This is a genomic window from Streptomyces sp. NPDC029466 (assembly GCF_055574515.1).
The window spans coordinates 76,250-97,925 of record NZ_JBVHZH010000001.1 but is presented as its reverse complement, the minus strand read 5'-3'; the positions used below and the strand labels follow the sequence as shown (position 1 = coordinate 97,925).

At 71.5% G+C, this 21,676-nt stretch carries 21 protein-coding genes; 9 read left to right on the top strand and 12 right to left on the bottom strand.

The window, feature by feature from the left end:
* Window positions 1–217: 217 nt before the first annotated feature.
* Together ACZ4XD_RS00415 and ACZ4XD_RS00410 are read right to left on the bottom strand one after the other, a co-directional pair.
* The gene (locus ACZ4XD_RS00415) at window positions 218–1,108 is read right to left on the bottom strand and encodes an SDR family oxidoreductase (protein WP_468037160.1); all 891 of its coding nucleotides are present in this window, start codon (window positions 1,106–1,108) and stop codon (window positions 218–220) included.
* 97 nt (window positions 1,109–1,205) lie between these two features.
* Window positions 1,206–2,156 (bottom strand): DUF4429 domain-containing protein, encoded by a 951-nt coding sequence (locus ACZ4XD_RS00410; RefSeq protein ID WP_468036714.1) that lies wholly within the window; start codon window positions 2,154–2,156, stop codon window positions 1,206–1,208.
* A gap of 178 nt (window positions 2,157–2,334) precedes the next feature.
* Between ACZ4XD_RS00410 and ACZ4XD_RS00405 the strand changes: the two genes are divergently transcribed.
* The 4 genes from ACZ4XD_RS00405 to ACZ4XD_RS00390 all read left to right on the top strand — a co-directional run bounded on the left by ACZ4XD_RS00405 (window position 2,335) and on the right by ACZ4XD_RS00390 (window position 7,616).
* On the top strand, window positions 2,335–3,966 hold the full coding sequence (locus ACZ4XD_RS00405; protein ID WP_468036712.1) for an alkaline phosphatase D family protein: 1,632 nt from the start codon (window positions 2,335–2,337) through the stop codon (window positions 3,964–3,966).
* Between the two features lie 173 nt (window positions 3,967–4,139).
* Window positions 4,140–5,456, top strand: coding sequence for a multidrug effflux MFS transporter (locus tag ACZ4XD_RS00400; protein WP_468037158.1), 1,317 nt, complete (start codon window positions 4,140–4,142; stop codon window positions 5,454–5,456).
* A gap of 56 nt (window positions 5,457–5,512) precedes the next feature.
* Entirely contained in the window at window positions 5,513–6,589 is a 1,077-nt protein-coding gene (locus ACZ4XD_RS00395) for a serine hydrolase domain-containing protein (protein WP_468036710.1), read from the top strand.
* Between the two features lie 40 nt (window positions 6,590–6,629).
* Window positions 6,630–7,616, top strand: a complete 987-nt coding sequence (locus tag ACZ4XD_RS00390) for a small ribosomal subunit Rsm22 family protein (RefSeq protein ID WP_468036708.1) — start codon at window positions 6,630–6,632, stop codon at window positions 7,614–7,616.
* 204 nt (window positions 7,617–7,820) lie between these two features.
* Here the strand turns inward: ACZ4XD_RS00390 and ddaH are convergent, their stop codons facing one another.
* Together ddaH and ACZ4XD_RS00380 are read right to left on the bottom strand one after the other, a co-directional pair.
* A complete protein-coding gene (gene ddaH / locus ACZ4XD_RS00385; protein ID WP_468036706.1) occupies window positions 7,821–8,663 on the bottom strand; it encodes a dimethylargininase in 843 nt (280 codons plus the stop codon).
* A gap of 164 nt (window positions 8,664–8,827) precedes the next feature.
* Window positions 8,828–8,998 carry a DUF6243 family protein gene (locus ACZ4XD_RS00380; protein ID WP_468036704.1) on the bottom strand — a complete coding sequence of 57 codons (171 nt, stop codon included), beginning with the start codon at window positions 8,996–8,998 and terminating at the stop codon, window positions 8,828–8,830.
* Window positions 8,999–9,130: 132 nt separating this feature from the next.
* Between ACZ4XD_RS00380 and ACZ4XD_RS00375 the strand changes: the two genes are divergently transcribed.
* Window positions 9,131–9,730 (top strand): TetR/AcrR family transcriptional regulator, encoded by a 600-nt coding sequence (locus ACZ4XD_RS00375; protein ID WP_468036702.1) that lies wholly within the window; start codon window positions 9,131–9,133, stop codon window positions 9,728–9,730.
* A 163-nt stretch (window positions 9,731–9,893) separates the two neighbouring features.
* Window positions 9,894–10,640, top strand: a complete 747-nt coding sequence (locus ACZ4XD_RS00370) for a bifunctional DNA primase/polymerase (protein ID WP_042154160.1) — start codon at window positions 9,894–9,896, stop codon at window positions 10,638–10,640.
* A 112-nt stretch (window positions 10,641–10,752) separates the two neighbouring features.
* Here the strand turns inward: ACZ4XD_RS00370 and ACZ4XD_RS00365 are convergent, their stop codons facing one another.
* The 4 genes from ACZ4XD_RS00365 to efeO form a co-directional block, all read right to left on the bottom strand.
* Window positions 10,753–11,679 carry an SCO2278 family lipoprotein gene (locus ACZ4XD_RS00365; RefSeq protein ID WP_468036699.1) on the bottom strand — a complete coding sequence of 309 codons (927 nt, stop codon included), beginning with the start codon at window positions 11,677–11,679 and terminating at the stop codon, window positions 10,753–10,755.
* Window positions 11,612–12,604: an iron uptake transporter permease EfeU gene (gene efeU / locus ACZ4XD_RS00360; protein ID WP_468036697.1), complete on the bottom strand. Its 993-nt coding sequence runs from the start codon at window positions 12,602–12,604 to the stop codon at window positions 11,612–11,614. Before efeU ends, ACZ4XD_RS00365 begins: the two co-directional genes overlap by 68 nt.
* Window positions 12,605–12,670: 66 nt before the next feature.
* On the bottom strand, window positions 12,671–13,999 hold the full coding sequence (gene efeB / locus ACZ4XD_RS00355) for an iron uptake transporter deferrochelatase/peroxidase subunit (protein WP_468036695.1): 1,329 nt from the start codon (window positions 13,997–13,999) through the stop codon (window positions 12,671–12,673).
* Window positions 14,000–14,023: 24 nt separating this feature from the next.
* The gene (gene efeO, locus ACZ4XD_RS00350) at window positions 14,024–15,178 is read right to left on the bottom strand and encodes an iron uptake system protein EfeO (RefSeq protein WP_468036693.1); all 1,155 of its coding nucleotides are present in this window, start codon (window positions 15,176–15,178) and stop codon (window positions 14,024–14,026) included.
* Between the two features lie 300 nt (window positions 15,179–15,478).
* Here efeO and ACZ4XD_RS00345 point away from each other — a divergent pair, with 300 nt between their 5' ends.
* Window positions 15,479–16,189 carry a PhzF family phenazine biosynthesis protein gene (locus ACZ4XD_RS00345; RefSeq protein WP_468036691.1) on the top strand — a complete coding sequence of 237 codons (711 nt, stop codon included), beginning with the start codon at window positions 15,479–15,481 and terminating at the stop codon, window positions 16,187–16,189.
* 108 nt (window positions 16,190–16,297) lie between these two features.
* Here the strand turns inward: ACZ4XD_RS00345 and ACZ4XD_RS00340 are convergent, their stop codons facing one another.
* Window positions 16,298–16,978 (bottom strand): biliverdin-producing heme oxygenase, encoded by a 681-nt coding sequence (locus tag ACZ4XD_RS00340; RefSeq protein WP_468036689.1) that lies wholly within the window; start codon window positions 16,976–16,978, stop codon window positions 16,298–16,300.
* Window positions 16,979–17,183: 205 nt separating this feature from the next.
* Window positions 17,184–18,041, bottom strand: a complete 858-nt coding sequence (gene map / locus ACZ4XD_RS00335; protein WP_468036687.1) for a type I methionyl aminopeptidase — start codon at window positions 18,039–18,041, stop codon at window positions 17,184–17,186.
* A gap of 65 nt (window positions 18,042–18,106) precedes the next feature.
* Between map and ACZ4XD_RS00330 the strand changes: the two genes are divergently transcribed.
* Window positions 18,107–18,343 (top strand): hypothetical protein, encoded by a 237-nt coding sequence (locus tag ACZ4XD_RS00330; RefSeq protein ID WP_468036685.1) that lies wholly within the window; start codon window positions 18,107–18,109, stop codon window positions 18,341–18,343.
* Between the two features lie 154 nt (window positions 18,344–18,497).
* On the opposite strand, the gene ACZ4XD_RS00325 is transcribed toward ACZ4XD_RS00330, so the two are convergent.
* Window positions 18,498–19,127 carry a hypothetical protein gene (locus tag ACZ4XD_RS00325; RefSeq protein WP_468036683.1) on the bottom strand — a complete coding sequence of 210 codons (630 nt, stop codon included), beginning with the start codon at window positions 19,125–19,127 and terminating at the stop codon, window positions 18,498–18,500.
* 164 nt (window positions 19,128–19,291) lie between these two features.
* Here ACZ4XD_RS00325 and ACZ4XD_RS00320 point away from each other — a divergent pair, with 164 nt between their 5' ends.
* The gene (locus ACZ4XD_RS00320; protein ID WP_468036681.1) at window positions 19,292–20,641 is read left to right on the top strand and encodes a hypothetical protein; all 1,350 of its coding nucleotides are present in this window, start codon (window positions 19,292–19,294) and stop codon (window positions 20,639–20,641) included.
* Here ACZ4XD_RS00320 and ACZ4XD_RS00315 read toward each other — a convergent pair.
* Window positions 20,638–21,603 carry a dihydrodipicolinate synthase family protein gene (locus tag ACZ4XD_RS00315; protein WP_468036679.1) on the bottom strand — a complete coding sequence of 322 codons (966 nt, stop codon included), beginning with the start codon at window positions 21,601–21,603 and terminating at the stop codon, window positions 20,638–20,640. The genes ACZ4XD_RS00320 and ACZ4XD_RS00315 overlap by 4 nt on opposite strands.
* Window positions 21,604–21,676: the final 73 nt, after the last annotated feature.

The window sequence follows — 21,676 nt, the reverse complement described above, 5'->3', positions numbered from 1 at the left end:
GCGGGCGTGCGCGGCCGCGGGGGGCGGGCCGCACGGGGGCGGCCCGGCAGACGAGAGGTGCGGATTCGAGGAAGCGCCTGTCTTCACACCCCGGCCGGTCGGCCCGGCCGGGTGCGAAGGCAGGCTCTCAGGGTGCCACCGGAAGGGGAAAGTGGGCAGGGGTCGTACGGGGATTCGATGGGCCGCCCTCCGGCCGCCCCTTACTCCCGTAGTTCCCTCAACCCCGGCCGATGTACGGCATGTTGGTGGCCATCACCGTCGCGAACTGCACGTTGGCCGTCAGGGGCAGTGCGGCCATGTGGACGACCGTGCGGGCGACATCCGTGGCGTCCATGACGGGCTCGACCGCCGTCCGGCCGTTCGCCTGGAGAATGCCGGTCTGCATGCGGCCGGTCATCTCGGTGGCCGCGTTGCCGATGTCGATCTGGCCGCAGGCGATGTGGTAGGGACGGCCGTCCAGGGAGAGCGACTTGGTCAGGCCGGTCATCGCGTGCTTGGTGGCGGTGTAGGCGATGGAGTGCGGGCGCGGGGTGTGTGCGGAGATCGAGCCGTTGTTGATGATCCGTCCGCCCTGGGGGTCCTGGGCCTTCATGGTGCGGAAGGCGGCCTGGGCGCAGAGGAAGGAACCGGTGAGGTTGACGTCGACGACCGCGCGCCAGTCGTCGTATTCCAGTTCCTCCAGCGGCACCGCGCGGCCGAAGGTGCCCGCGTTGTTGAAGAGCAGATCCAGCTGCCCGAAGCGCTCCTGGACGGCGGCGAACAGGGCGTCGACCTGCTCGGGACGGGTGACATCGGTCGGCATCGTCATGATCGCGGGGCCGTCGGGGCCCGCCGGGCCGGCCAGACGGGAGGTCTCGGCCAGTGCCTCCGCCCGCCGCCCGGCCAGCACCACCGTCCAGCCGGCGGCGATCAGCGCGAGGGCGACCGCCCGCCCGATGCCGGAGCCGGCGCCGGTCACCACGGCCACCTGCCGGGGGGCCGCCGCGTCCTGCCCTGCCTCCTGTACGGCCGGGGCCGTCTGTGTGCTCTGCCCGCCCCGCGAGGTCGGTGCCGGCAGGGTGGGCCGGGGCGCGGTCGCCGTACCGCCCACCTGCCCGGCCCGTGCCATCGGCGTCGTCCGTGCTGCTGGTGCCGCCTCTGTGTTCTCTGCCATGGCGGCAGCGTAAACGGCGTACGGGCGGCGGACGGGGCGCCGCCGCCGCGACTCAGCCGCCGGTGTGGAAGCGCCGCAGCACCGCCGTCTTCGTGGCGGTGAACTCCTCCTCGGTGAGGATGCCGTCGCGGTGCAGGTCGCCCAGTTCCCGCAGTCGGCGCAGCAGGGCGTCATGGTCCTCGGCGGGGGCAGCGGCGGATGCCGGGGGAGCGGCCGGGGCGAGCGGCGCGGCCGTGGGGAGCGGCGCGGCCGTGGGGAGGGGCGCGGCCGGGGCCGCCGGCAGGGCCTTGCCCGCACCGGCCGACGGATGCGGCAGCCGCGCCGCGACGGCGGCCGCCAGCAGCGCCGTGGTGCCGCTCTCCTTCTTGAAGCCCCACAGCTCGATGGAGTTGGGGTCGTGCTCCGGCTTGAGCCGCTCCGTCGCGCCGCGCGGCCGGAACCGGAGATAGCCGGACTCCAGACCGGCGGCGGCCCGCCACTCCACCGCCTCCAGCGTGCCGAGCGGGAAGTTCCGCGGGCCCCAGTCCCGCTTGGTCTCGCTGGTGTTCCAGCGCCATTCGAGGTGCACCCGTTCGCCGTCGAAGGTGGCGACACCGTCCACCCCGGCGGCCGACAGCGGTACGGACGGGCCGGGCAGCAGATAGCGGTCGACGGGCCCGTCCGGTATCTGTTCCAGCATCAGGGCCTGGCGTACGGTGTCGACGAAGTACTCGGCGACCTCGACCCGTCCGGCGTCCACGGTCAGCCGGTACGGGTTCGCCTCGTCCGGCAGACCGCCGCCGGTGACCTGAAGCAGCGGATCCGCGCCTTCCCGCAGCCGCAGTCGCAGCCGGCCGCCCTTACGGCCCGGTTCGAGGGCGATCCCGGCCAGCGCGGCCAGCGGCACCGTGAACTCACCGAGATCCTGGCGCAGTTTGTGCACCCCGCGCTCGCGGCCCGGCACGATGCGCACGGCGTCGCCGTCGAAGGTCCAGGTGCCGTCGCGCACCATCAGTTCAGCCATGCCCCGAATCCTACGGAGGCACGGCCGGTGCCGTGATTGTCCGACCGCGTCCGGTGCGGGCCCAGTTCTCATCCAGCTGTCATGTATGTGTCGTGCGTGGGTCAGCACCGCGCCGTCCCGTTTCCCTGGAATGGCTTCTCTACGGGCTCTGCGACAACCGCCTCCAGGGGAGGGCCAGATGACTCACCACGCACCGCACGAGCAGGAGATCCGGGCCGCGGCCGCACACTTCGGGCGCCGCCGCTTCCTCACCGCCACCGGGGCCGCAGCCGCGCTCGCCTTCGCGACCAACCTGCCGGGCACGGGCGCCGCATACGCCGCCGAGGCCGATGCGCGGAAGATCAGCGAGAACCCGTTCACCCTGGGCGTCGCCTCCGGTGACCCGCAGCCCGGCTCCGTCGTGCTGTGGACCCGGCTCGCCCCGCGTCCGTACGAGCCCGGCAACGGCATGCCGGACGCCAGAGTCACGGTCCGCTGGGAAGTCGCCTACGACGAGCACTTCAAGCGGCTGGCCGGCCAGGGCCGCGCCGACGCCCACCCGGAGTTCAACCACTCCGTGCACATCGAGCCCACCGGTCTCGCGCCCGACCGCGTCTACTACTACCGCTTCCGCGCCGGCAGCTGGATCAGCCCGGTCGGCCGCACCCGCACCGCCCCCGGCCGTAGCGCCCACAACTCCCGGCTGAAGCTCGCCGCGGTCTCCTGCCAGGCCTACCACGACGGCTACTTCACGGCCCACCGGCACCTGGCCGAGGAGGACCTCGACGTCGTCTTCCACCTCGGTGACTACCTCTACGAGTACCCGGTAGGCGCCAACGGCGGTGCCCGCAACTACACCGACCGCACACTGCCCGCGGTCTTCAACCGCGAGACGGTCACGCTGGAGGACTACCGGCTGCGTTACGCCCTCTACAAGTCCGACCCGGACCTCCAGGCCGCGCACGCCGCGCACCCCTTCATCGTCACCTGGGACGACCACGAGGTGGAGAACAACTACGCCTCCGCCATCAGCGAGGACCACCTCCCGCCCGCCGAGTTCCTCATCCGCCGGGCCGCCGCCTACCGCGCGTACTGGGAGAACCAGCCGCTGCGCCGCCCGCAGCGGCCCCAGGGCGCCGACTGCCGGCTCTACCGCCGCCTCCAGTACGGGCAGCTCGCCCAGTTCGACATCCTCGACACCCGCCAGTACCGCTCCGACCAGGCCTACGGCGACGGCTGGCACGCCCCGGGCCCCGAGTCCCGGGACCCCGCGCGCACGCTGACGGGCGCCGCCCAGGAGCGCTGGCTGATCGACGGCTGGCGGCAGTCCTCCGCCCGCTGGAACGTCCTGCCGCAGCAGGTCACGTTCTCCGAGCGGCGCAACGCCACCGGCCCCGGCTACCAGCTGAGCATGGACGCCTGGGACGGCTACGCGGCCTCCCGCGACCGGGTCCTGGCCGGTGCCGAGTCGGCGGGGGTGGACAACCTCGTCGTCCTCACCGGTGATGTGCACGTCCACTACGCCTTCGACATCAAGAAGGACTTCCAGGACCCCGGCTCGCGCACCGCGGGGGTGGAGCTCGTCACCACCTCGATCGCCAGCGGCAAGAACGGCGCCGACAGGCCGGCCAACTGGGACACCTACCTGGCCGCCAACCCGCACCTGAAGTTCTACAACGGCCGGCGCGGCTACCTCACCGTCACCCTCGACCAGGACACCGCCCGCGCCGACTACCGCACGGTGTCCGCCGTCACCACCCCCGGGGCGGCGGTGAGCACCGCCGCCTCGTTCGTCTCCGAAGCGGGCGATCCGGGCCTGAAGCCGGCCTGATCCGGGGGCCTGAAGCCGGCCTGATCCGGGGGCCTGAAGCCGGCCTGATCCGGGACGTTCGTCCTAGGTCCGGGACAGGTCCGTCCTAGGGCGAAGGGACCGGTCCGAATCCGGTCAGAAGCCGTCCCGTGCATGACACCATGGTGCAGCCATCTATCACCATGGAGACCCGCATGACGGAGCCCGGCGCGGCCGAGACCCAGGACCTTCCCTCCATAGCCGAGCGGGGCGCGGCAGCAGCACCGGCCGCGTCCCGCCGCACCAGCCTCCTCGTCACCCTCGTCCTCGGCGGCCTCACGGCGGTCCCGCCGCTCTCCATGGACATGTACCTCCCGGCCCTGCCGCAGGTCACCGCCGCCCTGCACAGCCCGGCCGCCACCGTCCAGCTCACCCTCACCACGTGCCTGGCGGGCATGGCGCTGGGGCAGATGATCGTCGGCCCGATGAGCGACAAGTGGGGACGCCGACGCCCCCTGCTGGCCGGCATGGTGGTCTACATCCTGGCGACCGCCCTCTGCGCGATCGCCACCAACGCCGAACTCCTCATCGCCTTCCGGCTGTTGCAGGGCCTGGCGGGCGCGGCCGGTATCGTCATCGCGCGGGCGGTGGTCCGCGATCTGTACGACGGTGTGGCGATGGCCCGGTTCTTCTCCACCCTGATGCTGATCTCCGGGGTGGCGCCGGTCGTCGCCCCGCTCATCGGCGGCCAGATCCTCCGGCTCACCGACTGGCGCGGGGTCTTCGTCGTCCTCACCGCCGTCGGGGTGGCGCTCACCCTCGTGGTGTGGCGCAAGCTCGACGAGACCCTGCCGCCCGCGCGCCGGCACCCCGGCGGCCTCGGCCAGACCCTGCGCACCATGCGCGATCTGCTCGCCGACCGGGTCTTCTCCGGCTACGTCCTCGTCGGCGCCTTCGCCTTCGCCGCCCTCTTCGCCTACATCTCCGCCTCGCCGTTCGTGGTCCAGGAGATCTACGGCGCCTCCCCGCAGACCTTCAGCCTGCTCTTCGGCATCAACTCCGTCGGGCTGGTGGCCGTCGGCCAGGTCAACGGCAAGCTGCTGGTCGGCCGGGTCGGCCTGGACAAGGTGCTCGGCACCGGCCTGGCGCTGACCGCCCTCGCCGCGACCTCCCTGCTCCTGATGTCCGCGGGCGTCTTCGGCCCGGTCGGTCTGGTCCCGACGGCCGCCGGCCTCTTCGTCCTGATGGCCTCGATGGGCCTGGTCATGCCGAGCACCAACACCCTGGCGCTGCTGCGCACCCCGCACGCCGCCGGCTCCGCCTCCGCGCTGCTGGGCACCTCCACCTTCCTCCTCGGCTCGGTGGCGTCCCCGCTGGTGGGTATCGCGGGCGAGCGGACCGCCGTGCCGATGGCCCTCGTTCAGCTCTCCTGCGCCGTGTTGGCGCTCGTGAGCTTCCTGGGAATGTGCCGCCCGTGGCAGCGTAGGGGGGAGAGCAACGGGAGCACGGCAGGCGAGAGGACCAGGCTCTGAACGCGACGGTACTCACCTACGGAACACCGGCCCGCGCGGGGCTGGACCCCGGCTGGATGGAACGGCTGGTCCGCGGGGTGCGGGCGCTGCCCGAGGGCCGGCCGCCCTGGGCCCCCGGCGTCGTCGTGCTGGCCGGCCGGGGCCCGGTCGTCGCCGCCGAGGCCGCCGCCGGCTGGGCACTGCGCTACCGGGCCTACGACCCCGAGCGGGACCGCGGCCTCGATCTGCCCCGTGACCTGTGGGAGCCGATGCGGGTCGGCACCGTCTTCGACCTGGCCTCGCTCAGCAAGCTGTTCACCGCCATCGCCGCGATCCAGCAGGTCGAACAGGACCGGCTGGCCCTCGACGACGAGGTACGGGCCGATCTGCCCGCCTTCGCCCCCGGCATCACCGTCCGGCAGCTGCTCACCCACACCTCCGGACTCGCCCCCGAGCTCCCCTTCCACGACCACCGGGACCGCGCCGCCCAACTGGCGCTGCTGTGGCGGGAGGCGGCGGCCCCGAGCGGCGGCCCGAGCCCCGTCCACCGCTACTCCGACCTCAACCTCATCGCCCTCCAGCTGATCCTGGAGCAGCGCACCGGCCGGCGGCTCGACGCCCTCATCCGCGACGGCATCACCGGCCCGCTGGGCATGTCCAGCACCGCGTACGGACCGCTGGCACCACACGGTGTGGCGGCCACCGAGGACCAGCGGCGGCCCTGGGCCAAGGCGGACCGCGGCATGGTCCGCGGTGAGGTGCACGACGAGAACGCCTGGGCGCTGGGCGGTGTCGCCGGCCACGCCGGGCTCTTCTCCACCGCCCAGGACCTGGCCGTCCTCTGCCGCACCCTGCTCAACGGCGGCACCTACGGCACCGCCCGGATCCTCGGCCCCGGCGCCGTCGCCGCCCTCCTCGACCCGCCCGGTCTCGGCTTCGGCGTCGACCAGCCGTATTTCATGGGCGAGTTGGCGGGCCGCGGCGCGGCCGGCCACACCGGCTTCACCGGCACCAGCCTGGTCCTGGACCGCGCCACCGACACCTTCCTCGTCCTGCTGGCCAACACCGTCCACCCCCGCCGCCGCGAGAGCGGCAGCGCCCCCCGCGCCGCGGCCGCCACCCGGCTGGCCCGCGCGGTGGCCCGTGCCACCTGACCAGGCAGGGCATGCCGGCCGGGCCCGTAGAATTTCCCCCATGCACGAGGAACTGCGCGCCGCGCTGGCGGGCCTGCTCGACGGCCTGCCACCCAAGCAGGCCGCGCAGGCCGTCGACCGGCTGATCACCAACTACCGGGGCCGCACCCCCACCGACGCCCCGGTCCTGCGCGACCGCGCGGATGTGGCCGCGTACGCCGCCTACCGCATGCCGGCCACCTTCGAAGCCGTACGGGCCGCGCTGACCGCGTTCGCCGCCCGGGTCCCGGACTGGTCCCCGGCCACCCATGTGGACATCGGCGGCGGCACCGGCGCCGCCACCTGGGCCACCGCCGCCACCTGGGAAGGCCACCACAGCACCGTCCTGGACTGGGCCCAGCCCGCCCTGGACCTCGGCAGGGAACTGGCCGACGAGATCCTCCCCGACGTCACCTGGCAGCGGCAGACCATCGGCGAGGGCCTGACCGTCCCCGCCGGCACGGACCTGGTCACCGTCTCCTACGTCCTCGGCGAACTCCGCCCCGAGGACCGCCGCGCCGTCGTCGCCGCGGCCACCGCGGCCCGCACCGTCGTCCTGATCGAACCCGGCACCCCCGACGGCTACCTCCGCATCCGCGAGGCCCGCACCCAGCTCACCGAGGCCGGTCTGCACATCGTCGCCCCCTGCCCGCACAGCGACACCTGCCCCATCGTCCCGCTTGTCCGGAGCGTGGGGGCACCCCCAGCCGTAGCTGGGGGAGACTGGTGCCACTTCTCCGCCCGGGTCAGCCGCTCCTCCCTGCACCGCCAGGTCAAGGGCGGCTCCCTCCCGTACGAGGACGAGAAGTTCAGCTACGTCGCCGCCACCACCCTCGACGCCACCCCCGCCCCCGCCCGCATCATCCGCAAACCCCAACTCCGCAAGGGCCAGGTCCTCCTGGACCTGTGCACCACCAACGACGAACTCCAACGCACCACGGTGACCAAGCGCCACGGCCCCCAGTACCGCGAGGCCCGCGACGCCACCTGGGGCGACACCTGGTCCTGACCCCATCCCCCCACCGGGCCGCGGTCCCACACGGGCACGAGGTGCCGGGGGCGGAGGGGTGTGTTGTCGGACGTAAAGCGAAGCAGTCCGACAACACACCCCGGAGCCCCTGGCACCGCACCCCCACTCACCGGGGCCGCGGCCCACACCCCACCCCGCCGAAGGCGAAAACCCACCACGGCGGGAAGCCGAAAACGCGGGAAGTCATCCCCTCAGCTCCCCCGTCACACACTTCACACTCCCACCCCCCTTCAACAACTCCGTCAGATCCATCCCGATCGGCTCGTACCCCCGCTCCCGCAGCGGTGCGAAGAGCCCCACCGCCGCCTGGGGCAGCAGCACATGCCGCCCGTCGGACACCGCGTTCAGCCCGAACGCCGCCGCGTCGGCCGGGCCGGCGATCAGCGCGTCGGGGAACAGCCGCGCCAGCACCGCCCGGCTCCCGGCGGAGAACGCGCCGGGGTAGTACATGACCTCCGCCCGGCCGCCCGGCTCCCGGCTGCCGGGGTCGAGCACGCACAGCGCCGTATCGAGGTGGTAGTAGCGCGGATCGACGAGATCGAGGCCGATCACCGGGCGGGCGAAGTATTCCTGGGCCTCCGCGTGGGACAGCGGGCTGCTGCGGAACCCGCGGCCGGCCAGCAGCCAGGACGCGGTGACCACGAAGTCGCCCTCGCCCTCGTTGACGTTCTGCGGCTCCCGCACCGCGGGGAACCCGTGAGCCCGGTACCACGCGGCATGCACCGCGGCCTCACCGTGCCGCTCGGCGAAGGCGAACCGGGCGCCGAGCACCCGGCCGTCCACCACGGTGGCGCCGTTGGCGGCGAAGACCATGTCGGGGAAGGCGGGGTGCGGCGGCAGCTCCTCGACGGTGTGGCCGAGCGCGCGGTAGCGGTCGCGCAGGTCCTCCCACTGGGTATGGGCCAGCGCGAGATCCACGGGTTTGCCGGGGTTCATCCAGGGGTTGATGGAGTAGCTGACCCGGAAGTACGTGGGCGGGCACATCAGATAGCGGCGGGGGGTGGGGCTGCGCCGGGAGGTACGCAAGGAGGGCTCCTCACGGTGGGGCACTGGGGCGGATACGGAATCCCGTACGCGCTCCCAAATCGTCCACCGCGCGGAGCCCTCGTGCCGTGGACCGTGCGCCGTTCGAGTGGCCCGCGGCGCACCCCGCCGCGACGGGGTGCGCCCGGCACCCCGCACCGCGCCGGTCACCCCTTCCGGGCCCGCTCCCGGAACTTGCGCAGCAGCTCCCCGCGCCGGTCCTGTTCGGCCTGCCCCCGGCCGCCGCGGCCGGTGCCGCCGCCGCGCAGGGCGCCCCGCGAGAGCTTGCTCCTGGTGCCCCCGACGCCGAGCATCCCGCCCGCATTTCCCTTGCTCATGGGATTCCCCTCCCTCTGACTCTTTCCCCTCACTGTGCGAGACGGAGCGTCTCGCTCGACCTCTACTATGCGCGAGACGTTGCGTCTCGTCAAGACGATACGTCTCGCCTCTTCCCCGTTAGACTCCGCGGCATGGCCAACACCTCGACCCCCGACTCCTCCCGCCGCAGCGAACGCTCCCGCCGCGCGATCTTCGATGCCGCCCTCGCGCTCGTCGGTGAGGTCGGCTACGACAAGCTCACGATCGAAGGCATCGCCTCCCGGGCCGGGGTCGGCAAGCAGACGATCTACCGCTGGTGGCCCTCCAAGGCCGCCGTGCTGCTCGACGCGTTCACCGCCGGGGTCGACGAGTACGACACCAAGGGCCTCCCCGACACCGGTGATCTGGCCGCGGACCTCAAGACCGTGCTGCGGGCCACCGCCGACGAGTTCAACGACCCGGCGTTCCAGGCCCCCTACCGGGCCCTCGCCGCGGCCGGCGCGAACGACGAGGAGCTCTCCCGCACCTTCGTCGCCCGGCTGATGGAGCCCGGCACCCAGCTCTACGTCGACCGGCTGCGGGCGGCCCAGGAAACCGGAGAGGTCGCCGAGGGCGTCGATGTGCGGATCGCCGTCGAGATGCTGCTGAGTCCCTTCTCACAGCGCTGGCTGATGCGTACCGGCGAACTGACCCACGAGTACGTCGACACGCTGGTCGACCAGGTGCTGCGGGGACTGCGGCCGCGCGGCTGAAGGGGCGGACGGCCGGGCTCCGGCGGCGCCGGTGTGCCGCCGATGCCCCGAATTGCCGGTATTCCTCCGAGGTTCGTTCACCCCGGATCCGCACACCGGTCACCCGAGGAGCAAGGATGGTGGCAGCATTGATCCCAGACCACCGCTCGAAGTGAGGGGATAGATGGAACGCAAGAGCAGGTTCTCCCAGTGGCTGCGCCGGCCGAAGAGCGGATCGGACGGCGGCGATACGGACACGGGATCAGCGGCTGCGCGCAGCCGCGAGGACCTGCTGCTGGCGGCGGCCGACGCGGGATTCCCGGTGGCCCCGGCGGCGCATCCTTCCGGCTACGGCTGTTCCTGTGAACGCATCGGCTGTCCCACCCCCGGCCGGCACCCCGTCTCCTTCGGCTGGCAGACCGTCGCCACCACCGACCGTGACAAGGTCGCCGCCTGGGTCCGCACCCTGCCGCAGGCCAACTTCATCACCGCCACCGGCATCACCCATGACGTACTGGACGTCCCCGTCGAGGCGGGCCGCAGCGCCCTGGGACGGCTGGACGCGGCGGGCATCGACGTCGGACCGATCACCCTCAGCGGCGCCGGCTTCGGCGACGGCCGGATGCTCTTCTTCACCGCCACCCGCGGCACCCCGGACGACGAGGACGAGTGGTGGCCCTGCGAGCTGGACTGCCACCCCGAGACCATGGACGAGCATCCCGGGCTGCGCTGGCACTGCCGCGGCAGCTATGTGCTGCTGCCGCCCTCGACCCTGCCCGGCGACCAGCCCGCGGTGACCTGGCTGCGCGGCCCCGAGCTGCCGCTGCCCGACCCGCTGACGCTGCTGGAGTCGCTCACCGACGCCTGCGCGGAGTTCAACGACCGCGAGCCGCACCACCACGAGGCGCACGCCTGGCCGATCGGCCGCTGACCGGGCCCGCGCCCCGTCCGCTCGTCCCCCGTCCGTACGCCGAAGGGCCGCCGGGAGCACCCCGACGGCCCTGCTGCGTCTCCGCGGTCCGGCCGCGTGCGCCGTACCGCCGCTACTGCGGCTCCACCGACGTCTTGCCCTCCCGCCGGTTCAGGACGACGACCTTGTCGCCGGAGCCCTTGGCCGGCACCTTGACCGCCTGGGAGGAGACGGTGGTGAAGTTCATCCGGTTGGTCTTCTTCTCCGGCCCCACCACCAGGCCCCGCAGATTCGCCGGCACCCGGATCGTCGCCCCGGCGAACATCGTCTGCTGCTGGTGGTAGACGGTCGAGAAGAACACCAGGGCCCCGCCGTCCGTGGTCCGCAGCGCCACCGGCGGATGGCCCGAGGGGGAGTCCCGCCACTGGATGCGCGAACCGACCTGACGGGCATCCTTGGCGCGCCTTTCACGCCAGCCGTCGGTCTGCGGACCGGGCGCGAACACGCTGCCCTTGCCGGTGTTGAGATAGTCCGCGTAGGCCCGGCTCAGCTTGCCGGGGGCCACCGTCAGACCGGAGCCGGAGCCGGGCGCCACCGCCTCGGCGTAGCCGTCCTCCGTCTTCAGCTCCGGCGCCTTGTTGCCGGGGAACTGCGCGAAGTACACCGCGCGCCACTTCTCGTTGATGTCGTTGCGGCTGAACACCAGGAACCAGCGGGTGGGGTGGCCCTTGGCGTCCTTGCGGTTGCTGAGCGCGTCCGCGATGAAGTACTTCGGCCAGCCCGCCTGTTTCGGGACGGTGAAGCGCGGCTCCGTCAGCTCCAGCGCGGGGAACTGGGGATTGCCCTGCGGTCGCAGGGCCTGTGCCGCCTTTATCCCGGCCTGGTCGATCGCCAGCAGCGCACCCGCCTCGAAGGAGGGGTTCCGCTTCGGGTCCAGCTCCCGGTAGGTCTGGTTGAAGCTGTCGGTGAAGCGGGTGAGGGCCTTGGCGCCCTCAGCCTTCGACACCGCCGGCAGCATCTCCCTCTCGCCGTGCACCGTCATGCACCCGCTCAGTATCACCAGCGCCGCCGCTGCCGACGTCAGTGTTACGGGCACCCGGAACGGCGACCTGCGTGTCATGGGGCTCGGGCTCCTTCGGGGCGACCGGGGCGGACGGGGCGGCCGCCGGGGTGGCACGATTCGGCGCAACCCTACCGGGGGCGAGGAAGAAGGCGAGGGTGGGGATCAGATACAGAGCCCACACCGTGACCTGAAGGACCGTCGGATCCGGCTGGAAGTTGAAGACGCCCTTCAGCAGCGTCCCGTACCAGCTGTCGGCCGGGATCTGGGCGCTGATGTCGAACGCCCGGGTGGACAGCCCCGGCAGGATGTCCGCCTCCTGGAGATCGTGGAAGCCGTACGCCAGCACGCCCGCCGCGACCACCACCAGCATGCCGCCGGTCCAGGTGAAGAACTTCGCCAGGTTGATCCGCACCGCGCCGCGGTAGAACAGCCAGCCCAGCAGCACCGCCGTCAGCAGTCCCAGCAGCGCCCCGACCAGCGGCCGTACGCCGTCGTTCGCGGACTGCGCGGCCGTCCAGATGAACAGCGCGGTCTCCAGGCCCTCGCGGCCCACCGACAGGAACGCGGTGACCACCAGCGCCACGGTGCCCATCTGGAGCGCCGCGTCCAGCTTGCCGTGCAGCTCCTGCTTCAGATGCCGCGCGGTGCGCCGCATCCAGAAGACCATCCACGTCACCAGGGCCACCGCGATGACCGACAGCGAACCGCCGAGGGCTTCCTGGGCCTCGAAGGTCAGCGTCTGCGAACCGAACTGGAGCGCCGCACCGAACGCGAACGACAGCACCACGGCGAGCGCGATACCGAGCCAGACCGGGCGCAGCGCCTCCCGCCTCCCGGTCTTGACCAGGTAGGCGATGAGAATGCAGACCACGAGGCTGGCTTCCAGGCCCTCGCGCAGACCGATCAGGTAGTTGCCGAACACGTCGGTTCCTTCCCTTCCTTCATGGAGTCGGCGACGGTCCCCGCCGCCGACGGTGGCACGGTGGTGTCAGGCGAACAGCGCCCGGCCCCACCAGTCGTCCACGTTCCGGACGCCCGGCGGCACCGCGAAGACCGCGGAACCCACGTGCTGGATGTATTCGTTGAGCGCGTCATTGGCCGCCAGCCGCTTCTGGAGCGGGACGAAGCCCTGGCGTACGTCCCGCTGGTAGGCGAGGAAGAACAGCCCCGCGTCCAGCCGGCCCAGCCCGTCCGTCCCGTCGGTGAAGGAGTAGCCGCGGCGCAGGATCCGCACCCCGCCGTTGGAGTCCGGATGCGCCAGGCGGACATGCGCGGTCGGCAGCATCGACTTCAGATGCGGGGTGTCCCGCTCGTTCTTCTTGCCGACCGGTGCGCCCTCGCCCTTGTTCCGGCCGAAGATGTCCTCCTGCTCCTGGAGCGAGGTGCGGTCCCAGGTCTCGATGTGCATCCGGATCCGGCGGGCGACGAGGTAGGAGCCGCCGGCCATCCAGCTCTCCTTGCCCTTCGCGTCGCCGTCCGCGACCCACACATGCTTGTCCAGCGCGGCGGCGTCGGTGCCCGCGAGATTGTGGGTGCCGTCCTTGAAGCCGAACATGTTGCGCGGGGTCTGGGCGTCCGGCGTGGTGGAGGAGGTCTTGCCGAAGCCCAGCTGCGACCAGCGGATCGCGACCTTGCCGAAGCCGATACGGGCCAGGTTGCGGATCGCGTGCACCGCGACCTGCGGGTCGTCCGCACACGCCTGGACACACAGATCGCCGCCGCTGCGCGCCTTGTCGAGGTTGTCGCCGGGGAACTGCGGCAGCTCGATCAGCGCCTCGGGGCGCCGCGCCTTGATGCCGAACCGGTCCTTGCCGTCCTTCTCGAACAGCGTGGGGCCGATCCCGAACGTCAGGGTGAGCCGCGAGGGCGGCAGTCCGAGCGCCTCGCCGGTGTCGTCCGGCGGCGCCTCCGCCAGCCCGCCGACCGCGCCGTCGCCGACCGCGTCCCCGGCCGTCATCCGCGCCGCCGCCTTGGTCCACTCCTTGAGCAGCGCGATCAGCTCGGCACGGTCGTCGGTGGTGACATCGAACGCGGCGAAGTGCAGCCGGTCCTGGACCGCGGAGGCGATCCCGGACTGGTGCTTGCCGTGGAAGGCGATCGCGGAGCCCGCGGTCGCGTCCGCGCCGGCCGGCTGGGCGTCGCCGCCGGTGCGCAGCGCCGCCGCGGTACCGCCGGCCGCGACCGCGCCGAGGGCCAGTCCCGCGCCGCCCCAGCCGAGCAGTGAACGCCGGGAGGGCGCGCGCCCGTCGGTGGTCTGCGCGGCCTCGCCGCCCTCGGTGGCGGAGTGCTCGGTGGACGTGTCGTTGTCGTGCGTCATCGTCTCCCCTTGCCTGGCAGCGGACTACTTGGCGCCGGCCACGGCGGCGGCCAGCTTGGACAGCGGCTCGGCCAGCGCGTTGACCCCGTCGGAGAGCGTCTTGCGCTCGCCCTTGCCGACCGTGTCGTACGAGGCGAAGCCGTCGGCGGAGTCGCTGTCGCGGTGCTTGTCGAGCAGCTCGCCGATCACCTTGAACTGCTTGTCCAGCTCCTTGGCGAGCGCCGGGTCGTTCTTGCCGACGACCGGCTTCAGCAGCTCGTAGGCCTTCTCGGCGCCCTCGACATTGGCGTGGAAGTCGAGCAGGTCGGTGTGGCTGTAGCGCTCTTCCTCACCGGTGACCTTGCCGGTGGCCACCTCGTCGAGCAGCTCCTTTGCACCGTTGGCCATGCTGGTCGGGGTGATCTCGGCCTTGCCGACCCGCTTCTGCCAGTCCTTCAGGTCGGTGATGAGCTGCGTCGCGAGCTTCTTGTCGTCCCCGGAGATCTTCTTCTCCTCCCACAGGGACTTCTCCAGCTTGTGCCAGCCGGTCCACTTCTGGCCCTTCTCCACGCCGTCGGCGCGCACATCGACCTTGGGGTCGATGTCACCGAACGACTCGGCGACCGGCTCGGTGCGCTCCCAGCCGACCCGCGAGAGCGCATAGGTCTTCTTGGCGGCCTCGACATCGCCGTCCTTGACCGCGTCGGCGAACTTCTGCGCCGCCGGGAGGGTCTGGTCGGCCTGCTCCTGGACGTACTTGCGGTACGCGGCGACCGCGGCGTCCAGCTTGGGGTCGCGCTTGGCGGCCCCGCCCTTGCCGCTGGCGGTCACCTTCTGGCGGATGCCGTCGCCCTTCATGCCCGGCTTGCAGGCGATTTCGTACGAACCGGCCTTGACCTCGGCGGTGATCTCCGTCCGGGTGCCGGGACCGATGTTCTCCCGCTCGGTCACGATCCGGTCGCCGGGCGCGTAGACATAGACCTCGGTGACCTTGGAGCCCTTGTTCTGCACCGCGAACCGGACATGTCCGGCGGGGAATTCCTTGGCGGAGAGCTCGCAGCTGGTGTCGGTCGCGGTCACCTCGATGGTTCCCTTGCCGCTGCCCCCTTTGCCGTCGTTCTTCGCGGCGCAGCCGGAGACGGCGGTGACGGCCGTGGCTGCCGCGATGGCGGCGACTAGGGCGGGACGAAGGGCACGCATACAGGGCTCCAAGCAGGCTCGGATGTACGGAAACGGCGTACGGAACGATAGACAGTGGCCGGGGTCGCCACTAAGGCGGCCCTAACTTAACCGAGGCTTACCTATTCCTGCCCGGCCTGTCCAGTGATCCCGCTCTCACGCACAACGGCCTGATTACGGATTGACCCGCCCCCGGTCACGGAATCGCCATGCGCCGGTCAAGGTAAGGGGCCTCGTTGGCGAGGGTCCATGACCGCCGGAATCCGGCCACCGCCGCCGGGCCCCTGTCGCCCCCTCCCGGCTCTGCTGTTCACTGTCCGGATGATTGATCTTGAGGTGCTCCGGGTGTTCTGCGGACCGGACGGGACCGGCGGCAATGCACTGGGCGTGGTCCGCGACGGGGCCGCGCTCCCCGGCGCCGACGCCCGGGCCGCGCTCGCCGCCGAACTCGGCTTCAGCGAAACCGTCTTCCTCGACGACGCCGTCCGCGGCACCGTCGACATCCACACCCCCGGCGTCCGGCTCCCGTTCGCGGGCCATCCGCTGGTCGGTCTGGCCTGGCTGCTGCGGAGCCTGGGGCGGCCGCCACGCACCCTGCGTCCACCGGCCGGTGAGGTGGCGGTCGACTTCGAGGGGGACCTGACCTGGGTGCGCGGGCGTGCGGAGTGGGTGCCCGCCCGGACGACCCGGCGGTACGCCTCGGTGGCCGAGGTCGACGCGCTGCCCGCGCCGCCGCCGGGGGAGGGCTGGCTCTACGCCTGGGCCTGGCAGGACGAGGCCGCAGGCGTGGTCCGCGCCCGGGGCTTCCCGCGCCGCATTGATGAGCGCGGCGTCAGCCGCTCCAGTGGAGCCGGGGCTCGCGCCGGGGGCGTCGCCGAGGACGAGGCGACCGGCGCCGCCGCCATGCTGCTCACCCATGAGCTGGGCCGCCCGCTCGACATCCGCCAGGGCACCGGCTCCCGGATCCTCACCCGCACCCATCCCGACGGCACCGTCGCCGTAGGGGGACGGGTGTGCCGCGCCGCCCCCTGACCCGGAACGGCGACCCGCCTGTCGGAGACATCAACAAGCAAGCGTCCGGCGGCAGTTGAGGAAGAACGGGCGTCGGCGGCGGTTGACGCGGAACGGGCGGCCGGGCCGCTACGCGCTCAGCGGGAACTGCTCGCCCAGCTCCCGGAAGACCGCGCTGTTCAGTCGGAAGGCCCGCTTGCACTCGTCGACCACCCGCTGCTTCTCCAGGTCGTCCACGGGCAGCGCGTCCAGCATGGCCCGGTACTCCCGCTTGAAGGCGGCGGGGTTGGGGATGTCCTCGAAGACGTAGAAGCGCACCCCGTCGCCCTTGCGGGCGAAGCCCCAGGTCTTCTCGGCGGTGCCGCGGATGATCTGGCCGCCGGAGAGATCGCCGAGATAGCGGGTGTAGTGGTGGGCGACGAAGCCGGCCGGCCAGTCGCGGGCGCAGGCCGCCACCCGGTCCGCGTAGGCGGCGGTGGCCGGCAGCGGCGCGAGGCCGGTGCGCCAGGACGGCCCGCCGAGATGGGCGAGGTCGCGCTCCAGTGCGGCGGTGCGGGCCAGCTCCGGCCGGAGGAAGGGGCCCGCGACCGGATCACCGGCGAGCGGCCCGGAGGCGTCCTCCAGCGCGCGGTAGACGAACCACAACTGCTCGGTGTAGCGCCGGTAGGCCCGGACACCGAGCCGGCCGCCGAGCAGATCGCTCATGAAGGAGGAGTTCTCGGCCTCCGTGTGCTGCTCGTGGGACGCGGTGCGGATCACCGTCGAAAACGGAGCGGACGGAGCGGGCGGGGTCGGGCTGGACGCTTCCAAGGCGGACCTCCGGGGACCGAGGGTGGGCGTCCCCCCTGCTCGGATTCGAGAGCTTGGGGGAGGACGGGAACAGGCCGGCTCCGCCGAGCCGCCGAACTTAGGGTTACCTAACCTGAGGTCCGCGTCAACCCGTTCCCGACGTCCTGTCGGTACGAGCCTACCCCTGTTCCCGACGCGCTGTCGGTAAAGAGTTTCCCCGCTTCCGTCAGGGCAGCGTGAGGATCTCCGCCCCGGTGTCCGTGACCACCAGCGTGTGCTCGAACTGCGCGGTCCGCTTGCGGTCCTTGGTCACGACCGTCCAGCCGTCGTCCCACATGTCGTAGTCGTAGGACCCCAGCGTCAGCATCGGCTCGATGGTGAAGGTCATGCCGGGCTTGATGTCGGTGGTGTGGTGCGGGCTGTCGTAGTGCGGAACGATCAGGCCGGAGTGGAAGGAGGAGTTGATGCCGTGGCCGGTGAAGTCACGGACCACTCCGTAGCCGAAGCGCTTGGCGTACGACTCGATGACCCGGCCGATGATGTTGATCTGCCGGCCCGGCTTGACGGCCTTGATCGCGCGGTTGAGCGCCTCCCGGGTGCGCTCGACCAGCAGCCTGGACTCCTCGTCCACGTCGCCGCACAGGTAGGTGGCGTTGTTGTCGCCGTGCACCCCGTGGATGTACGCGGTGACGTCCAGGTTCACGATGTCGCCGTCCTTGAGGACGGTCGAGTCCGGGATGCCGTGGCAGATGACCTCGTTGAGTGAGGAGCACAGCGACTTGGGGAAGCCGCGGTAGCCGAGCGTGGACGGGTAGGCGCCGTGATCACACATGAACTCATGGGCGACCCGGTCCAGTTCGTCGGTCGTCACGCCCGGCGCGATCAGCTTGGCGGCCTCCGCCATCGCCTGCGCGGCGATCCGGCCGGCGATCCGCATCTTCTCGATCGTTTCGGCATCCTGCACCTCGGGCCCCGTATAAGGGGTGGGTGCGTCCTTCCCGACGTACTCGGGGCGCCGGATCGAAGCGGGGACGGAGCGGGTGGGGGAGATCTTCCCCGGGACAAGAAGCGACTGGCCAGACATGTCAGCGAGTGTATCCGCGGGCCGTCGGGCAGGATGGTGGCACGGAACATCCACAGGAGGCGGCAATGGCGCTGTTCAAGAGGCGTACGGTCGGCAAGCCGGGCGAGTGGTACTACTGCCTCAAGCACGGGACGGTCGAAGACGGGCCCGAGTGCCGCGCCGCAGACCGCTTCGGCCCGTATGCCACCCGCGAGGAGGCGGCGCACGCCATGGAGACCGCCCGCGAGCGGAATCTGGAGTGGGAGACCGACCCGAAGTGGCATGACGCGGACAAGGGGAAGACCGGCGCGGAGGGCGACTAGCGGACCGGGCCGGGGTTGGGCCGGGGTCGGGGTCGGGGCGGGAGCCCCTGCGGCCCCGGCCCGTTTTCGACCGCCGCCGGATCCGTGTCCTGGCTTCCGGCCCCGGAGGCGGCACCGGCCTGGGTGATCTCCGGCACGCGGGTGGGGCGGAAAGCTACCAGCGGGGCGGCGGTGGCGCGGTCAGCTGATCGGCGAGACGGGCCAGCCGGTCGCGGAAGCGGCGGCGGCCGCGGGGCGCGGGCAGGCTGTTCTCACCGGCGGCCGCGCTCACCAGATGCTGGACGGTGTCCAGGTCGAGATCCGACGAGGCTCCGGCCGCCGGGTCGGGCGGGGCTGGGGGTGCGGCGAGCGCGTCATGGGCCAGGGCGTGCAGATCGCGGTCTCCGCCGTCCAGGGCGAGCACCGTGGCGCCGTTCCGGCGGGCGTCGTGCACCCGCTCCAGCAGCTCGGCACCCGGCTGCCCCGGCGCCACGACCAGCAGCGTCTCGCCCCGCCCGGCCGCCTCCAACCGGCCCAGCCCGACCGCCAGATGGGCCGGGGCCCCGCCCGGGACACGGTGCCGCACCAGGGTCGGTGACAACTCCGGCAGTCCCGACCAGGCGGCCTCGTCGTCCAGATGCGCGGCCAGATGCCAGGGCTCGTACGCGGCACTGCCGACCAGCAGCAGCCCGCCCCCGTGCGGGACGACGGCACCCCGCAGCGCCCCGGCGAAGCGGCGGGTGGCCTGAATCCACTCGGTCCCCGCGAGAACCTCACGCAGCAATGCGACCCGTACGGCATCCATGGCCCGGCATCCTGCCGCAGCACGCCCGTTTCTGGTTGCCGTTTCAACGGGTGTCACCCATACGGGAATTGGGGTGTGCAGACCGTGGGCGGTCGCGGGCCCATCCGGGGTAAGTGCCGCGCGGCGCTGCGAAGACTCGATCAGGCTGCTCTTAATTTTGGGGCATGCCGAAATCTCGCGCACGCCGGATGCGCAGCATGGTGAATTCTTCTGCGCACCGTATGAAGCGTGCATGGAATTCCATTCCGCACCTTTGGAGTACGGCATTGCCGCCCCGGCGCCGAGTGGAGCTGCTCTGCGCTGTCCTCATCTTCGAAACCCTGCTGTTTTCCGGAAGCGCCGTCTATGATGTGATCGAATATCCGCGGGAACAGGTGGTTTCGGCGGTACTTCGGATCGTGATCGCGATCCTGAACGGGATCGCCGGCCGGCGCGTCTTCCAGGAGCTCAGGAAGACGCCTCATCCGCTTCGCCGCGATTCAGTGGAAGACGCCTGGAGAGACCCGGTCGTGCTGGTCGCCCAGGCCTCCGCCATCCCCATGCTTTTCATTCCCGTCTGGGTTGAGATCTACAGCCCCATTCATGATGAATTCTGGGACCTGCTGATCACGGCCGCCGCGGTGTTGTTGCTTGCGTTTGCGGCGTGCGTCATCGTTCGCGCTTTCGCCTTCGATCATATTGCGTTGTCGAAGGTCGGAACTGCGGCCATCGCGTTGCTGCCCTTGGCGGGCGTCATCCAGTTCTGGTTCATGAACTTCTACCAGCCGACCCACGACAGCCCCCGGGTGAGTGTGACCTCCCGGCTGAGTGAACTGAGCCACTCCCGCGGCGTTTCGCATCTGCGCGGCGAAATCAAGCTGCATAACGAGGGGGCGGCGCCGGTGGACATTCTCGGCGCCATGTATACGGTGAGCGGATATCGCATGAAGTCAGCCGATGGGATGAAGCCGGATAAGGTGGTGGAAGATCTGGACGGCGCCGAGCCGAACCAGACGCACCTCGGCAAGTACCGGGGGCTGCTCACCTTCGATGATGTGATGCAGTCCGGCGATATCTTGATGCCGAACCAGAAGTGGTCAAAAACCTTCGCGTTCGACGTTCGCGGAAACAAGCAGGATCTGGCTCGGCTCGTGGTGCATCTCTCCGCGCTGACTCACACCGGCGATTCGGACACGTCCGGCAAGTGTGAGGGCAACTTTGCGCTCGAAGGGAAGTACCCCGGGGAGTACCTGTGCACACAGACGAAGCTCCCGTGGCAGAGCCTGATGCGCATGGTGCTGGGTGATCAGCCGATTGCTCGTACCGTCAGATACTTCCCGGGAAAAGTGAACGTGAAGAACAAGGAGAAGGCGCCGTCGCTGTATACGCGATACCAGTCCGCCGACCGTCAATTCAGGGGCACGCCCAAGGAATTCGGGAAGGACCCGGAACTGGAGAAGGAGGCGGAGGAGATCGACTCACTGGTGCGCGACCAGAACGCCGAGAGCATCGCGGAGACGCGAGTGGACCCCTAGTCACCCCGCCTCGGCAGCAACCCCGCCGCCACGAGCCGACGTCCTACCTCCGCCACCGACTCCTCGCTCAGCGGGCGTTGGGGGAAGGCGGTGGCGCTCCGGTCGATCACGCCGAGGAGGTGGAGGGCCGCCTTGAACGCGCCCAGGGCGGAGGAGCTGCGGCCCATCTCGGTCTCCGGGCCGACGTCGACCAGGGAGAAGAGGGTGACCAGGCGTTCCTGTTCGGCGGCGGCCTGTTCCCAGTCGCCGGCCCGGGCGGCGTCGTAGAGGCGTACGTAGGCCGCCGGGTCGACATTGCCGATGCCGGGCACGACGCCGTCCGCCCCCGCCAACAGGGCGGCGTCCACGGTCAGTTCGGAACCGGTGAGGACGGAGAAGCCGGGGGCGGGGCCGGTGCGGCGCGCGGTGCGGCCGCCGAGCGCGGTGAGCAGACGGCGCAGCGAGCCCTCGTCGCCGCTGCTGTCCTTGAGCCCGGCGAGGGTGCCGTCCTCGGCCAGCTCCCGCACCAGCGACGCGGACAGCTTGCTGTGGACGGCGAGGGGGATGTCGTAGGCGAAGAGGGGGCGGTCCACGGCCGTGCGCAGATGGCGGAAGTGGGCGGCGATCTCCCGGGGGTGGGTGCGGGTGTAGAAGGGCGCGGTGGCGACCAGGGCGTCGGCGCCCAGGGCGGCGGCGGTCCGGGCGTGGTCGAGGACCCGGGGCGTGGTGGTGTCGATGACCCCGGCGAGCACCGGGACCCGGCCGTCCGCGGCCTTGATGACGGCCTCCAGGGCGGTGCCGCGCTGGGCGTCGGTGAGGTACGCGACCTCGCTGGTGGAGCCGAGCGCGAACAGGCCGTGCACGCCGCCGTCGACGAGGTGGTTCACCAGGCGCGTCAGGGAGGCGGTGTCGATCTCGCCGCGCGGGTCCAGCGGGGTGCAGACCGGCGGGATGACGCCGTGCAGGGGGGCGGGCAGTGCCATGGGGGCTCCGGGCTCCGATCGGACAGGACATGGGATGTCCTATGTCGAGCACAATAGACCTGTTCACAGGCGG

What these genes read in the sequence shown, in the direction of transcription:
- ACZ4XD_RS00415 (WP_468037160.1), bottom strand. Translation starts at nt 1,108, where the DNA reads ATGGCACGGGCCGGGCAGGTGGGCGGTACGGCGACCGCGCCCCGGCCC.
- ACZ4XD_RS00410 (WP_468036714.1), bottom strand. Translation starts at nt 2,156, where the DNA reads ATGGCTGAACTGATGGTGCGCGACGGCACCTGGACCTTCGACGGCGAC.
- ACZ4XD_RS00405 (WP_468036712.1), top strand. Translation starts at nt 2,335, where the DNA reads ATGACTCACCACGCACCGCACGAGCAGGAGATCCGGGCCGCGGCCGCA.
- ACZ4XD_RS00400 (WP_468037158.1), top strand. Translation starts at nt 4,140, where the DNA reads ATGACGGAGCCCGGCGCGGCCGAGACCCAGGACCTTCCCTCCATAGCC.
- ACZ4XD_RS00395 (WP_468036710.1), top strand. Translation starts at nt 5,513, where the DNA reads ATGGAACGGCTGGTCCGCGGGGTGCGGGCGCTGCCCGAGGGCCGGCCG.
- ACZ4XD_RS00390 (WP_468036708.1), top strand. Translation starts at nt 6,630, where the DNA reads ATGCACGAGGAACTGCGCGCCGCGCTGGCGGGCCTGCTCGACGGCCTG.
- ACZ4XD_RS00380 (WP_468036704.1), bottom strand. Translation starts at nt 8,998, where the DNA reads ATGAGCAAGGGAAATGCGGGCGGGATGCTCGGCGTCGGGGGCACCAGG.
- ACZ4XD_RS00375 (WP_468036702.1), top strand. Translation starts at nt 9,131, where the DNA reads ATGGCCAACACCTCGACCCCCGACTCCTCCCGCCGCAGCGAACGCTCC.
- ACZ4XD_RS00370 (WP_042154160.1), top strand. Translation starts at nt 9,894, where the DNA reads ATGGAACGCAAGAGCAGGTTCTCCCAGTGGCTGCGCCGGCCGAAGAGC.
- efeB (WP_468036695.1), bottom strand. Translation starts at nt 13,999, where the DNA reads ATGACGCACGACAACGACACGTCCACCGAGCACTCCGCCACCGAGGGC.
- efeO (WP_468036693.1), bottom strand. Translation starts at nt 15,178, where the DNA reads ATGCGTGCCCTTCGTCCCGCCCTAGTCGCCGCCATCGCGGCAGCCACG.
- ACZ4XD_RS00345 (WP_468036691.1), top strand. Translation starts at nt 15,479, where the DNA reads ATGATTGATCTTGAGGTGCTCCGGGTGTTCTGCGGACCGGACGGGACC.
- map (WP_468036687.1), bottom strand. Translation starts at nt 18,041, where the DNA reads ATGTCTGGCCAGTCGCTTCTTGTCCCGGGGAAGATCTCCCCCACCCGC.
- ACZ4XD_RS00330 (WP_468036685.1), top strand. Translation starts at nt 18,107, where the DNA reads ATGGCGCTGTTCAAGAGGCGTACGGTCGGCAAGCCGGGCGAGTGGTAC.
- ACZ4XD_RS00325 (WP_468036683.1), bottom strand. Translation starts at nt 19,127, where the DNA reads ATGGATGCCGTACGGGTCGCATTGCTGCGTGAGGTTCTCGCGGGGACC.
- ACZ4XD_RS00320 (WP_468036681.1), top strand. Translation starts at nt 19,292, where the DNA reads ATGCCGAAATCTCGCGCACGCCGGATGCGCAGCATGGTGAATTCTTCT.
- ACZ4XD_RS00315 (WP_468036679.1), bottom strand. Translation starts at nt 21,603, where the DNA reads ATGGCACTGCCCGCCCCCCTGCACGGCGTCATCCCGCCGGTCTGCACC.